The sequence below is a fragment of the Pseudomonas sp. C11 genome (genome assembly GCF_034683865.1).
Taxonomy (GTDB): domain Bacteria; phylum Pseudomonadota; class Gammaproteobacteria; order Pseudomonadales; family Pseudomonadaceae; genus Aquipseudomonas.
In genome coordinates this window covers 124,235-137,864 of sequence record NZ_JAWIIP010000003.1, presented here as the reverse complement: position 1 = coordinate 137,864, position 13,630 = coordinate 124,235, and the positions used below count along the sequence as shown (strand labels likewise).

The 13,630-nt window shown below is 60.4% G+C and carries 13 protein-coding genes; 6 read left to right on the top strand and 7 right to left on the bottom strand.

Annotated features, from left to right (window positions below; all coding sequences use genetic code 11):
• Positions 1 to 369: 369 nt before the first annotated feature.
• Positions 370 to 711, top strand: coding sequence for a phage infection protein (locus VC352_RS06710; RefSeq protein WP_322978806.1), 342 nt, complete (start codon positions 370 to 372; stop codon positions 709 to 711).
• A gap of 96 nt (positions 712 to 807) precedes the next feature.
• On the opposite strand, the gene VC352_RS06705 is transcribed toward VC352_RS06710, so the two are convergent.
• The 6 genes from VC352_RS06705 to VC352_RS06680 form a co-directional block, all read right to left on the bottom strand.
• Positions 808 to 1,218, bottom strand: coding sequence for a lysozyme inhibitor LprI family protein (locus tag VC352_RS06705; RefSeq protein WP_322978805.1), 411 nt, complete (start codon positions 1,216 to 1,218; stop codon positions 808 to 810).
• A 90-nt stretch (positions 1,219 to 1,308) separates the two neighbouring features.
• Positions 1,309 to 1,698, bottom strand: coding sequence for a hypothetical protein (locus VC352_RS06700; protein WP_322978804.1), 390 nt, complete (start codon positions 1,696 to 1,698; stop codon positions 1,309 to 1,311).
• 212 nt (positions 1,699 to 1,910) lie between these two features.
• Positions 1,911 to 2,351 (bottom strand): hypothetical protein, encoded by a 441-nt coding sequence (locus VC352_RS06695; RefSeq protein WP_322978803.1) that lies wholly within the window; start codon positions 2,349 to 2,351, stop codon positions 1,911 to 1,913.
• Between the two features lie 150 nt (positions 2,352 to 2,501).
• On the bottom strand, positions 2,502 to 3,134 hold the full coding sequence (locus tag VC352_RS06690; protein ID WP_322978802.1) for a hypothetical protein: 633 nt from the start codon (positions 3,132 to 3,134) through the stop codon (positions 2,502 to 2,504).
• 247 nt (positions 3,135 to 3,381) lie between these two features.
• A complete protein-coding gene (locus VC352_RS06685) occupies positions 3,382 to 5,682 on the bottom strand; it encodes an ATP-dependent DNA helicase (RefSeq protein WP_322978801.1) in 2,301 nt (766 codons plus the stop codon).
• A complete protein-coding gene (locus VC352_RS06680; protein ID WP_322978800.1) occupies positions 5,679 to 7,310 on the bottom strand; it encodes a VRR-NUC domain-containing protein in 1,632 nt (543 codons plus the stop codon). Before VC352_RS06680 ends, VC352_RS06685 begins: the two co-directional genes overlap by 4 nt.
• Before the next feature lie 248 nt (positions 7,311 to 7,558).
• On the opposite strand from VC352_RS06680, the gene VC352_RS06675 reads away from it, so the two are divergent.
• The 4 genes from VC352_RS06675 (at position 7,559) to VC352_RS06660 (ending at position 10,866) form a co-directional block, all read left to right on the top strand.
• Complete coding sequence (locus tag VC352_RS06675; RefSeq protein ID WP_322978799.1) at positions 7,559 to 8,059, top strand: phage infection protein; 501 nt, start codon at positions 7,559 to 7,561, stop codon at positions 8,057 to 8,059.
• A gap of 179 nt (positions 8,060 to 8,238) precedes the next feature.
• Complete coding sequence (gene creD / locus VC352_RS06670) at positions 8,239 to 9,582, top strand: cell envelope integrity protein CreD (RefSeq protein ID WP_322978798.1); 1,344 nt, start codon at positions 8,239 to 8,241, stop codon at positions 9,580 to 9,582.
• A gap of 48 nt (positions 9,583 to 9,630) precedes the next feature.
• On the top strand, positions 9,631 to 9,933 hold the full coding sequence (locus VC352_RS06665) for a hypothetical protein (protein WP_159970963.1): 303 nt from the start codon (positions 9,631 to 9,633) through the stop codon (positions 9,931 to 9,933).
• Between the two features lie 144 nt (positions 9,934 to 10,077).
• Entirely contained in the window at positions 10,078 to 10,866 is a 789-nt protein-coding gene (locus tag VC352_RS06660) for a hypothetical protein (RefSeq protein WP_322978797.1), read from the top strand.
• A 106-nt stretch (positions 10,867 to 10,972) separates the two neighbouring features.
• On the opposite strand, the gene VC352_RS06655 is transcribed toward VC352_RS06660, so the two are convergent.
• Entirely contained in the window at positions 10,973 to 13,120 is a 2,148-nt protein-coding gene (locus tag VC352_RS06655; protein WP_322978796.1) for a TonB-dependent siderophore receptor, read from the bottom strand.
• Positions 13,121 to 13,364: 244 nt separating this feature from the next.
• Here VC352_RS06655 and VC352_RS06650 point away from each other — a divergent pair, with 244 nt between their 5' ends.
• Entirely contained in the window at positions 13,365 to 13,625 is a 261-nt protein-coding gene (locus VC352_RS06650) for a DUF4212 domain-containing protein (protein WP_322978795.1), read from the top strand.
• The last annotated feature ends 5 nt before the right edge of the window (positions 13,626 to 13,630 follow it).

Sequence of the window (13,630 nt, the reverse complement as noted above, 5' to 3'; positions counted from 1 at the left end):
CGTAGGTAGCGCGCCGCGAAACCCATCATCTCTGATTTCCCGGGTTTCGCTGTGCTCTACCCAGGCTACGTGATGCCTTGTGGGAGGGGCTTCAGCCGCGACTCGCCGCTGAAGCGCCTCCCACAGTCCGAGCGGTCATCTTGGGAGCGGATGGACGGCATTCCGTTTCAGCCATGAAGTTCTGAAGCAACCTCAAATGCATCCTTGGCACCGAGCCCTGTCGCCCAGGCAGGCGAAGTGGCGTTTGGGCATTTCCTTATATATCTATAAAGTTGATTATTTTGTTTATTTATTTGCGCTTTTTAATCGATTTAATGCGAGTAGCATAGGTTCCGTAGCCACTTACCAGCCTCATCCAGGAGCCTGATCATGAAAAAGCAAATCCTCGCCAGCCTTGTTATCGCCGCCCTGTCCACCAGCGCTTTCGCTTTGCCGCAGGTCACCGCTCAATCCACCGCTGCCCCCGTCGTCGCTGAAGACGGTGCTGACCATGTTGGTGCCAACCGCTTAGCTGAAGGCGGCGCTGACCGTGTCGGTGCTAATCGTGTCGCTGAAGGTGGTGCTGACCGTGTCGGCGTGAATCGCGTAGCCGCCGATGGCGCAGACCGCGTCGGTGCCAACCGCGTAGCTGAAGGCGGTGCTGATCGTGTCGGAGTGAATCGCGTAGCTGCAGATGGTGCAGATCGTGTTGGTGTTAACCGCACTGCCTGATCGGCCCTGCAACACCTGCTCCGACTGAAGGCGCCCGTTTGGGCGCCTTCGTCGTTCTGGTGGTATAGGCAAGGTGTAGGGAGGGTAGTCCCATCTTCAGCCTGAATGAACGCCTTTCAGGTATTCCGTGCGGTCGATGGTCATTTGCAGTTTGCACTCCTCGATCTGCACGCCCTGCCAAGGCGAGGGAGTCGAGGACATCCCCGTGAACTGACACTCGGCATCTCTGAATTTCAGCCATGTCCGCTGTGCGGAGCGGAGCAAGCTGACCAGTTCCATATTCGGCCAGTGTTTGCGCAATGCGGTTTGCTCGTCCTCCGTGCGCTGGATGGCTTTCTTGTACTCGGCGTTGAGCTGGTCATCAGCGACCTTGTATTTCTGGGCAACGCAGGCATAACCGGCCATAACGCCTCCACCTTGAGCATTGCAGGGATCAGCGTCTTCATTGGCGGCAAAGACTGTGGTGGAGATAAGGAGGAGGGCGAGTGATAGAGAGAGTCCATTCATGGTCGTGTCCGTGCTGGTGCCGACTTTCGCTTGAGTGAGCTGGTGTTTGAAACCGTATGGGTATGAAAAAGGCACTGCTTGATCTTAAGGCTATTTTTTGGCGCGCCTGGATTTTTTATTGCGTACGACTTTGGCTTTTTGCGGCGCAGTTTGCTCCAGCAGGATTGGTGTTACGACGATTCGACTGTGGTACAGGTATCTACCCATGGAGTAAGCCAGGGGTACGGATAGAGCTACCAATTCGGCAGAAAATTCTTCGGCTGTGAACCACTGGGCTAGAAGGCCGCAGGCAAATAATGTAACCGCAAACGCAAGCCCTACGGTGAATGCCTGCTTGGCATTGGACGACAAGGGCGCTTTGCAATGTGTGCAGGCAGAAAGAGTGCCGGGGTCGCTGATGCTGTTTTGTTCATTGCATAACGGGCAGTTGAACTCATAGTCATGCTGTTCTTCGGTATCGAGGTAGGGGTTGTAGTCCATGGTTGCGTATTGTCTTTCCTTGAGGTGAGGGGTGAGAGGTGCGCTAAATAAATCTGTCACCTTTTCTAGTCACCTTTTCTATAGTCACCTTTTCTTATAAGTGAAACGGTGGACAAGCTTCGCGTTGCCCACCCTGCGCTACGATTTACCGTAGGGTGGATGACGCTTTTTTCATCCGCCGTTGGGAGTGGTTATCCGGGCTACTTGCTTGCTCAGGTTTGTTGTTTTTTTATTTCCCATAAAATGGCTTTGTAAGTGCTCATGAAACCATCCATTCCGTGTTTTCTATGCCGGAAGTCTGATTCGGTAGGGCTATCCGTTCTGAAAGTAGCATGCCATGTTGAACGTTCCGCAATTACTATTGCTGTTGTAATGTCTGTGAATTGGTCAGCCGTTATATCAATAACCAAGTCTCCCTTTTGTAGCCAAGCGTGGGTGAGCCAAGTGTTGTTCGCATGACTACCTTTTGTGCCGCATACATAATGAAAGCCTTCTATGCCAAGATCGTTCAGGTACGCGCCGAGTAAAAAAGCCGTATCACCACAAGCCCCAATGGGAAATTCCTTTAAGCCGTCTAGTTTCTTGTCAAACGGTAAAGACTCAATGGCTTTTCGGAATTTTGTTGCTATTTCAAAAAGGTGATCTCGAACCATTTTTTACCTGACGCTAAGCTAATGAACGGGCTTTAGTCGCGTAAGATGGATAGAGAGCTGCTAAATCCTTCTCTACCCAGCCAAGGGTGGACAAGCTTCGCGTTGTCCACCCTACGCCCCAATTAAATCGTAGGGTGGATGACTCTTTTTTCATCCATCGTTGGGAGTGGTTGTTCGAGCCACTTGCTCAGATAACACTTGCTCCATTGCCTTTTTGATGTCGGTCTCAGAAGGTGACTTAAGAGTGAAGTAAAAGCTTATCGCGCCAACTACGAAGCTAATGATGGTTATGACGTATGCCCGATTGGTTTGCTTCTTTGCCTTTTCTTGCTCGGCCTTCAGTTCAACATATTTGGTTAGGGTTGTTGTTACGGGCAGCAAGATATGCTTGTCAGCGTTATCGTTTGATTGCTCTATTAGCTTTGAAAGACGAGAGAGTGATGGTTTTACTTCATCGGGAAGCTCATCAAACGGTTCTTCTTTTTCAATCTCCGCTACCAAGGCTTTCAGTGTAGAAAAGGCTGCAGGGTCATCAATATCAGCATGCAGTTTGAAGACCACGTCGCGACTGCTCTGTGGAGAGAGTTCGTAGCCACGACCGATGTGGATTATGTCCTTGGCGGACAGTGTGACGTTTGCTGTCAACTTTTTCACGACGTTTGCGCGCATTCGTTCTTTATTCTTTCGCTTCTGAATCGTCATCCATGAGAGAAATATGCCAGCCCCTGCAATCAAGACAATGTAGAGAACGGCCATGAATAAGTTGAACAGATCCTTTGTCACGTAATATCTCCTGGATATACATAGCGTTTAAGGTAGTGGGCTAGCAAAAGCGTAGTTTTTGCGGATCCACTAAGTGTGGCGAAAGGTGTTTATTTAATTATTATAAGCAAGTCGCACAGGATGGGTAGAGCACCGCGAAACCCATCGTCTGTGGTTCCTGGGTTTCGCTTCGCTCTACCCAGGCTACGGCTCTACGATCCTTGAGCCGCAATGATCGCGGATAAAACGGAATGCCGCCCAGCCGCTCCTACAGGTCAGGCTGCGGTTCGGGGGTGGGGGCTTTGAGCGGCAAGCGCAGCAGCTCAACCTGCCACCAGCTCGGCAGAAGTTTGCGGACTTCCGGGCGGGCGAAGCGGTCGTCGATCAGGTAGAGCACGCCTTGGTCTTCCGGTGTACGGATCACCCGGCCGGCGGCTTGCACGACTTTCTGCAGGCCAGGGTAGAGGTAGGTGTAGTCGTAGCCATTACCGAACAGGCTGTCCATGCGTTGGCGGATTTCTTCGTTGATCGGGTTGAGCTGGGCCAGGCCGAGGGTGGCGACGAAGGCGCCGATCAGGCGTTCGCCCGGCAGGTCGACGCCTTCGCCGAAAACCCCGCCGAGTACGGCGAAGCCGATGCCGCGCCCGCCAATCTGGAAGCGCTCGATAAAGCCCTGGCGCGCCGCTTCGTCCATCTGCCGGGATTGCGTCCATACCGGAATCTGCGGGTGCTCGCGGCGCAGCGCCTGCAGCACCTGTTCCAGATATTGATAGCTGCTGAAGAAGGCCAGGTAGTTGCCGGGGCGTTCGGCGTATTGGTGTGCCATCAACTGGCAGATCGGCGCCAGCGAGGCGTCGCGGTGCTGGTAGCGGGTGGACAGGTTGCGTACCACCTGTACGTGCAGTTGTTCGGCGCTGAAGGGCGAGGCCACGTCCAGGCACTGGGTCTCTTCCGGCAGGCCGAGCAGGTCGAGGTAGTAGTGGCTGGGGCTGAGGGTGGCGGAGAACAGCGTGGCGCTGTGGGCATCCTCGAAGCGCGGGCCGAGGAAGGGCGCCGGCAGGATATTGCGGATGCACAGGGTCGAATAACTTCGCCCATTGCCAGCGTCGTCGCGGTTGATATCGAACAGCGAGTGCGGGCCGAAGCTTTCCGCCAGGCGGCAGAACAGCATGGCGTCCATGTAAAAGCTGAGCAGCTCGCCGCCATTGCCTTCGGGCTGGTCGGTGAGCAGGTCGGTGATGGCGCTGACCGCCTTGCCCAGCGCGGCGAGCAACAAATCCGGCGCCAGCGGGTAGACCTGATAGGGCACTTCCTGCTCGCGGTGCAGTTGATCCCAGTGGCGGTCGACCCGATCCAGCACGCTTTTCAGGCGTTTCGGTGCGTCGCGGCACATGGCCTTGAAGCGCGCCTGATCCAGCTCGGCGCTGTACATGCCGCGTCCGCGCTCCACCAGGTTGTGCGCTTCGTCCACCAACAGGCAGACGCGCCACTGGTTGATCAGGGTGAGGCTGTGCAGCAGGGCGCCGAGGTCGAAGTAGTAGTTGTAGTCGCATACCACCACGTCGCTCCAGCGGCACAGCTCCTGGCTCAGGTAGTAGGGGCACACGCCGTGGGCGATGGCGATATTGCGCACGGCCTGCTGATCCAGCCAGCGTTCCTTGAGCGCCGCGCTGCGTGCCGCCGGCAGGCGGTCGTAGAAGCCCTTGGCCAGCGGGCAGGAGTCGCCATGGCAGGCCTTGCTCGGGTGTTCGCAGGCCTTGTCGCGGGCCACGTGTTCCAGCACGCGCAGCGGCGTCTCGGGTTCGCGCAGGCGTCGCAGGGCATCCAGCGCCAGGCGCCGGCCCGGCGTCTTGGCGCTGAGGAAGAACAGGCGATCGAGCTGTTGGCCAGGCATGGCCTTGAGTTGCGGGAACAGGGTGCCGAGGGTCTTGCCGATGCCGGTGGTGGCCTGCGCCAGCAGATAATGGCCGTCGCGCGCGGCGCGGTATACGGCCTCGGCCAGTTGCCGTTGGCCATGGCGAAATTCGCCGTAGGGGAAGCTCAAGCTCTCCAGCGCCTGATTGCGCGCCTGCAGGTGCGCCTGTTCCTGCCGTGCCCAGTCGATATAGCGGCGGCAGTGCAGGGCGAAGAACTCGCCCAGCGATGCGGCGCTGTGGCGTTCGCGGAAAACCGTTTCCTGCTGGGTCATGACGTTGAAGTACACCACCGCCAGATCCAGTTCCTCGAAGCCCAGCTCCTGGCACAGCAGCCAGCCGTAGATCTTTACCTGCGCCCAGTGCAGCAGGCGGTGGTTGGCAGGGATGCGCGAGATGTCGCCACGGTGGGTCTTGATCTCTTCCAGCAGGCGAAACTCGGGGTCGAAACCATCGGCGCGGCCACTGACCGTCAGCCCCTCGAACTGGCCGATCAGTGGCAGCTCGGCCACGTAATCCGGGCCGCGCCGAGCCACCACTGTGGCGTGCCCGGCCATGCCTTCCTGCGCGGTAGGCGAGGGGGTGAAGCGCAGGTCGAGGTCACCTTCCTTGGCGGTGAACTCGCACAGCTCGCGCACGGCGACACGCAGGTTCAATCGCTCCACTCCACGTAGCACACGCTGACCGGCATGCCGTGCTCGGCGCAGAAGGCCAGCCAGCGTTTCTGGTTGTCCTGCAGGCGGTCGCCGGGGCCTTTTACCTCGATCATCCGGTAGCTGCCCTCACTGGGCCAGAACTGGATCAGATCAGGCATGCCGGCGCGGTTCTCGCGAATATCGGCCAGCAGGCGGCGGAACCAGGCACCCAGGTGCTGCGGTGGCAGGCAGGCCAATGCCTGTTCCAGGCGTTCGGCGTCGAGCAGTTCCCAGAACACGAAGGGCGACTGGATACCGAACTTCTCGGCGTGCGTGCGGCGCATGGCGTCGAGGTAGCTGCCGTCCTCCAGACGCGCCAGGCAGGCGGCGAACAGTGGAGCGCGGCGGGCGTGGAAGTCAGCTCGGTGCAGGTCAACCGGGCCAGTGTGGAAGGGATGGAAAAAGGCGCCGGGCAGCGGGGCGAAGATCGCCTCCCAGCAGAGCAGGCCGAACAGCCCGCAGATCAGCGTGTTCTCCACGTAATGCACGGGTGCATCGGGTTCTGCCAAGTGCATGGCCACAGCCAGCTCGACGCTGGCAGCGCGCGGCAGGCGCAGGTCGAGGCGATCCTCGATCAGCTTCGCCGCCTTGGTCGCGGCTGGTAGACCGAGGCGTTTGCGCAGGCGCGTGCGGGCTCGTTCGGCCAGTTGCGCTTCTTCGGCGTTGTGCGGCGCCGCGAGCACCTGTTCGGCCAGGTTCAGCGCCTCGGCATCCTGGCCCAGGCGCTCCAGCACGCGAATCTGCCGTTGCCGCGAGCCCACCGCGCGGGTGTCGCGGTACAGCGCCAGGGCCGAGTCCAGCTCGCCGGCGCGTTCCAGATGCTGCGCCAGTTGCAGCAGCAGGCGCTGGTGACGCTCGCTGATATGGGCGCTGTCGCTGCTGAAATCGCCGAGCTGCTGCAGCACCTCGGTGACCGCCATGCCGGCGTCGAAGGCCTCACGGCAGGCGCGCAGGTGCAGGTAGTCGTCGACGTCCTGGCGATGGCGAAAGCCGCGCGAGCCGGGGGTGATGGGCACCTGCTCGTAGCGGAAGATGCCCAAGTCGGCGAGCACGAACTCCGACCAGTCCTGCGCGAGGTTGCCGAAAAACATCAGGCGCAGGCGGTCGCACAACGGGCCGATGGCCAGGCTCAGCAGGCACTCGTGCAGATTAGGGCACCAGTCGGCCAGGCTGCGTGGTTCGATATGCAGCTCACGCAGATGGTCGAGCACTGCGCTTTTCTTCAGCGCCCCGAGCGGCAGGTCGTTGGCGAAGTGCGTGGCCAGTTCGTCCTTGAGCAGCAGGGCACCGAGTTCGTCGAAGCTCAGCGCGGCGCAATCGATCAGCCAGCCCAGTTCAAGCAAGGGCGCGGCAGCGGTCGGGATATCACCGATCTCGGCGTAGCGCAGTTTGCTCACGCGAAAGTGCACGCCCTTGCGCATCACCAGGCGCACCAGCAGCGCCTGAGCGGGCAGGGGCAGCTGAGGGAAATCCACGACGAAGGCGCGTTCGGCGTCGTCCATCAGGTCGCGGTGATGGGCGTCGAGCCAGGCGAGGGCTTTGCGGAAGTTGGCCAGGTAATAGAGTTCGGGGGCGTCGAGGCTGAGCATGCTGCGAAGTTTTACTGGTTTTTTATACAGATGCCAGTGCCGTTCACTCGCAGCGCTGTCGAGCAGACGGAAGGCGAGGGTGCTGCCGAGAGGTCGGTCGTGCTGACTATCTATCTGATCGATAAGCGATTTTCCAAGTATCGATGGCATTGATTGTCACTATCCCGAGATGTGCCTTTTGCCGTTTTGGGGCGTGCGTAACATGGGCCCCGTAGCCAGTTACTTACCCCCTCTTTCGGAGAACGACCATGAAAAAGCAAATCCTCGCCAGCCTCGTTATCGCCACCCTGTCTGCCAGCGCTTTCGCCCTGCCGCAGGTTTCCGCCGAACAGTCCGCTGCCCCTGTCGTCGCTGAAGATGGCGCTGATCGTGTCGGCACCAACCGCGTTGCCGAAGGTGGCTACGAGCGTACCCTGGAGCGCTTCCGCATCGTTGAAGATGGTGCCGACCGCGCTGGCGCGAACCGCGTAGCCGCAGACGGTGCTGATCGTGTCGGTGCGAACCGTGTAGCTGCAGACGGTGCTGATCGTGTCGGTGCCAACCGCGTAGCCGCAGACGGTGCTGACCGTGTGGGTGCGAACCGTGTAGCTGCAGACGGTGCTGATCGTGTCGGTGCCAACCGCGTAGCCGCAGACGGTGCTGACCGTGTGGGTGCCAACCGCGTAGCCGCAGACGGTGCTGACCGTGTGGGTGCCAACCGCGTAGCCGCAGATGGCGCTGACCGCGTGGGTGCCAACCGTATCAGCTGATCCGGTCATCCACCACGCGGGAGCAGTCTTATGCCGCATAGCAGTTAGAAAGGGCGCCCTGAATCGGCGCCCTTTCTCGTTCACACAGTCTCCACACAATCTCCACGCTCACCCCATACGCCTCCCACCGTAGCTGCCCAGACTTTGCCGTACCTTCACTCGCTACGGAGAGCCGTACCATGAGCCGTTCCCTGGGCTTCAAGCTGGGCGCCATCGCCTTGCTGATTATGCTGCTGATGATTCCCCTGTTGATGATCGATGGCCTGGTCGACGAGCGCCAAGGCCTGCGCTACCAAGTGCTGCAGGACATCGCCCGCAGTTCCAGTTATCGCCAGCAGATCACCGGGCCGATCCTGGTCGTGCCCTATATCAAGACCACTCATGAGTGGAAAACCAACGAGAAGACCGGCGAGCGCTACAGCGAGGAGCGTCAGCGCCGTGGTCGCCTGTATTTCCTGCCGGAACGCTTCGTGCTCGATGGCCAGATCAGCACCGAGCTGCGTGCGCGTGGCATCTACGAAGCACGTCTGTACCGCAGCGATAGCCAGGTCAGCGGCCAGTTCCGCTTGCCGGCGCGTCTGGGGCTGGGCGACGACCTGGGCTTCTATCGCTTCGAGACACCTTTCCTTGCTGTTGGTATCAGCGATATCCGCGGCATCAACAACGACCTCAAGTTGCGCCTCAATGGTCAGACCCTGAGCTTCGCGCCCGGCACCCATGACAACCGTTTCGGCGATGGCGTGCACGTAGCGCTGCCAGCGCTGGACAGCCAGGGCGGGCAGGTGCTCGACTTTGCCTTTGACCTCAAGCTGCAGGGCACCGAGCAACTCGATGTGGTGCCGGTGGGGCGTGATAGCCGCGTCAGCCTGAAGTCCGACTGGCCGCACCCGAGCTTCGTCGGCGAATACCTGCCGAGCCGCCGCGAGATCACCGATCAGGGTTTCAGTGCCGAGTGGCAGACCAGCTTCTTCGCCACCAATCTCGAGGAAGCGCTGCGTAGCTGTGCTGGCGAGAACCAGTGCCAGGCACTGTTCGGGCGCAGCTTTGGGGTGAGTTTCGTTGATCCCGTGGATCAGTACCTGAAGACCGACCGGGCGATCAAATATGCGCTGCTGTTCATCGCCCTGACCTTCGCCACCTTCTTCCTCTTCGAGGTGCTCAAGCGCCTGGCTGTACACCCGGTGCAGTACGCCCTGGTCGGTCTGTCGCTGGCGCTGTTCTACCTGTTGCTCTTGTCGCTCTCCGAGCACCTGCCATTCACCCTGGCCTATTGCTTGTCGGCAGGCGCCTGCGTCGGCCTGATCGGCTTCTACGTCAGCTTCGTCTTGCACAGCTGGCAGCGCGGCCTGGGCTTTGGCGCCTTGCTGGCGGCGCTGTACGGGATGCTTTTCGGCTTGCTCAGCGCCGAGGACTACGCCCTGCTGATGGGCTCGCTGCTGGTGTTCGGCGTGCTCGGCAGCGTGATGGTGCTGACCCGCAAGCTGGACTGGTACGGCGTCGGCCGCATGGCCCCGCAAGCCTGAATGCAATCGGCGCGGCGAGTGCCGCGCCTCTTCTCTGGAGGTGATTCCATGCGTCTGTTATTGCAGTTTTCCGCCTGCCTGGGCCTTGGTCTGGTTGTGGCGGTGGTGATCCTGATCGGCTTGATGTTCTTCGGCTGGTTCAACCTGATCGATGGCCTGCTGCTGACCGGCAAGCCGCTGGCCAGTCTGAGTCTGACGGTGTTGCCGGAAGGGTTCTGGAATGAACTGACCGGCGTTCATGATGCGGTGAACAACCCATCGCTGCGTTCGTTCCTGGCGATGTGCGCGGCGCTAGGCCAGGTCGGCCTGCTGCTGGCGCTGGGCTTCATGCGTCTGTGGTACCGGGCATGAGCGGGCATATCGGTTTGCGCGAGGAGGCGCGTGCCGGGCAGTGGCTGGCGCGGCGGATTGCCTGGCTGTTTCGCGATGCCCGTCATGGGCAGTGGGCGAGTGGCCGCGTAGACTCGCGGCACATCGAACGGGAGTGCTTCAAGGATGAACAAGAGACTGCTTATCGCCCTTGGCGGGTTGCTGCTGGCGAGCCTGGCGCAGGCCGATGATTGCCGGCAGCAACTGCCAGCCTGGATCGAAATGGCCCATCCGGGTCACGAGGCTGGCCAGGCGCTGGAGGACGAGCTCGGGCGCTACCGGGTGGATGCCGGACGGAGCATCTGCAAGGTATGGCCGGCGCGCCCGCACCTCACGCTGGTGGCGCTGCCGTTGATTCGCGCAGAGCATAATGGTTATGGGGTGACGGATCTGGAAGTGCTGGTGCTCGATAACCACCAGCAGCGCTTCGTGGCACGTCTGGTCGAGCCTGATAAGTTGGATTGGGATGCGGTTTACGTTGAGGGAATGACCTTCGATACGGCGCCTTATCGGCTGCGTGGGGATGACCTGGCTTTTGGTGTACGCATCAGTCGCCGCAACTGGTCGCGCATGAATCCCTTCAGTGAAACCGAGATCACACTCTACGAGTTGAAAGAGAAAGGGTTGCGCTCGTTGATGGGGGCACTGGTGGTGGAGAGCTTTGGCGGTGAACGAGATGACGATTGCACGGCCTCATTCGGCGAGGCCAAGGGCGTTCTCATCGTCACGGGCAAGGTCGGCCGCGATGGCTACCGCGATCTGATTCTCAAGCGAACTCATACAGGCAGGCGCATGGTGGTGACCGACGGCGAATGCCAGACACTCGAGGACGATCCGCGCCGCGATCAGTTTCGTATTGAGTACGGCGACGAACGCTATCTGTCACCAATCGAGCTGGTCTCCGACCCGCTCTAAGGTACATGGCCCGGATGCAATCCGGGGCCATGCGCCAGATCATCCCGGATTGCCTCCGGGCTACACGCCGAACGCCAGGTGAGTGCTGCTCACCTGGCGTTTCTCTTTACAGGCTGACCGAAATCCCCGCCTGCAGCGTACGCGGCTCGCCGGGGTAGGCCCAGACGTTCCAGGCGCGTTCCTCGTAGTGCTTGTCGAACACGTTGTTCAGGTTGAGGTTCAGGCGCACGTTCTCGGTCAGCGGGTAGTAGGCCAGCAGGTCGACCACGCTGTAGCCGTCCATGTCGAAGGTGTCGTTGCTGGTCTGGCCCTGACGCTCGCTGACGTACTTCACGCCCATACCCAGGCCCAGTCCGGCCAGGGTGCCGCTGTCGAACTCATAGGTGTCGAGCAGGTTGAAGCTGTGCCGTGGCACGTTACCCAGACGCTCGCCCTCCGGCATGTTGGCGCTGGTGCTTTCGGTGACTTCGGCGTCGACATAGGCATAGCCGCCGATCACTCGCCACTGCGGGGTGATGTTGCCGGCTAAGTTGATATCGAAGCCACGGCTGCGCACTTCGCCTGCGGCGATCTGGAAGGATTCCGACCCTGTGTTGTTCGGGTCGTTGGTCAGCACGTTCTCCTTGACGATGTGGAACATCGCTGCGGTCAGGCTGAGGTCGCGGTCGAGCATGTCGTACTTGATGCCGACTTCATGGGCGACACCTTCTTCCGGGTCGAAGGCACCGTTCTGGCGGTCTGCTCCCCGGTTGGGTTTGAACGAACGCGAGGTATTGGCGAACACCGCCAACTCGTCGGTGAGGTCGTAGATCAGGCCGAAGCGCGGGGTGACGGCGTTGTGCGCCTGATCCCAGTCTGCGGCATTGGGCAGCTTGTCCTCGTAGCTCTGCTCGAAGCGCTCGATACGCGCCCCTACTTGCGCCTTGAGGCGTTCGGTCAGCGCGACCTGATCCTGCAGGTAGAAGGCGTAGGACTTCAGCGTTTCAGCGTCATGCGTGGTGGTGCGAGTCAGCGCCGGCAGTGGCTGGCCGTGTACCGGGTTGTACAGGTCGATGGGGAACGCGCTGTCGTTCGGCGAGCGCCGGATCAGCGAGTTGTAGTTGAACTTGTCGTATTCCACGCCCACCAGCAGGGTGTGGGCGAAGCCGGCGGTGTCGAAGTTGCCTTCGGCATTGGCCTGGACGTTGACGTCGTTCCAGTTCAGCCAGCGTTCGTTGTAGTTACGTCCGACGACGCTGTTGCCAGCGGCCAGGCCGCCGCGGTAGCTGTTGCTGTTGTTCTCAACAGCGCCGCCAGACATTTCGCCGTCCATGTACTGCACGCCGCCACGCAGGGTCCAGTTGTCGTTGAGCAGGTGTTCGATGCGCAACTGGGTCGTGGCGCTGTCGTTGGTCAGCTTGCCGGCGGCCTCTTCACCGAGGAAGCGATCACGCGGCAGTTTGCCGTTCTGGTTGGCGTAGCGCGTCACACCTCGGTCGAGCGGATGACGGTTGTGCAGGTAGTCGCCTTCGAAGGTGACGGAGGTGTCGTCATTGAGCTGCCAGCGCAGTACCGGAGCGACGCCATAGCGTTCGCTCTCGACGTCATCGCGGAAGCTGTCGCCGCCCTCGGTCACCAGATTCAGGCGGTAGGTGAAGGCGGCCTGCTCGTCCAGCGCACCGGTGGTGTCGAGGGTGCCGCGACGCAAGCCTTCGCTGTTGATCTGGCTGCCCAGCACGGTGCGGCGCTCGGCCTGGGGTTGCTTGGTGACGATATTGAAGGTGCCGCCGGGGTCGCTACGGCCGTAGAGCATGGCTGCCGGGCCGCGTAGCACTTCGATGCGTTCGATGCTGCTGGCATCGGGCATGTTCGGGTAGCCACGGTTGGCGGCGAAGCCGTTGCGGTAGAACTCTTGGCTGTTGAAGCCGCGAATGAGGAATTCGGTCAGGCCTTGAGCGCCGAAGTTGTTGCCGCGCTCCACGCCGCCGGCGTAGTCGAGGGCATCTTCCAGGCGTACGGCGCCGATATCCTGTACCACCTCTGCGGGAACCACGCTGATCGACTGCGGGATCTCGTGGATTGAGGTGTCGGTGCGCGTGGCACTGGCCGAGCGGGTGGCGCGGTAGCCGGTCACGGGGCCATCGGCACGCTCACTGGCTGCATTGACCTGCAGCGCTTCCAGGGCGAGCGGGGCATTGTCTTCGGCGGCTGAAGCGCTGGCGGAAAGACAGGTAACGGCGGGTAGAGCCAAGAGCGGGACGACCAGGCGGCGCATTCATAGATCCTTGGGGCAGGGAAAAAGCGCCGGCATGGTAGTGCTACGAAGAACTATTATCAATTGCAAGTGAGCGTTTGCCCTCCGCCATTTATTTGCCTCGGCAGAATCGACTGCAGGCCAGGGAAAATGGGGAATGAGCGTCTCACCCCGAGTGGGGCTAATACCAATGTCTAGCTGTCGACTTTTGCTGGCCTGCTGCTAGCTTGAAGGTGCATCAGAATAACAATAACCGGAGGCAGCTATGACTTCTGATAAAGCAAACGCGGCGGCGTACTGGAAAGCGAACGTGCGCCTGATCACCCTCAGCCTGATCGTATGGGCACTCGTCTCATACGGTTTCGCCATGATCCTGCGACCCATGCTCTCGGGCATCATGGTCGGCGGTGCGGATCTTGGCTTCTGGTTCGCCCAGCAGGGCTCCATCCTCTTCTTCATCGGGCTCATTTTTCACTACGCGTGGAGACTGAACAAACTCGATAAAGAATTCGGCGTCGAGGAGTAAGTGGT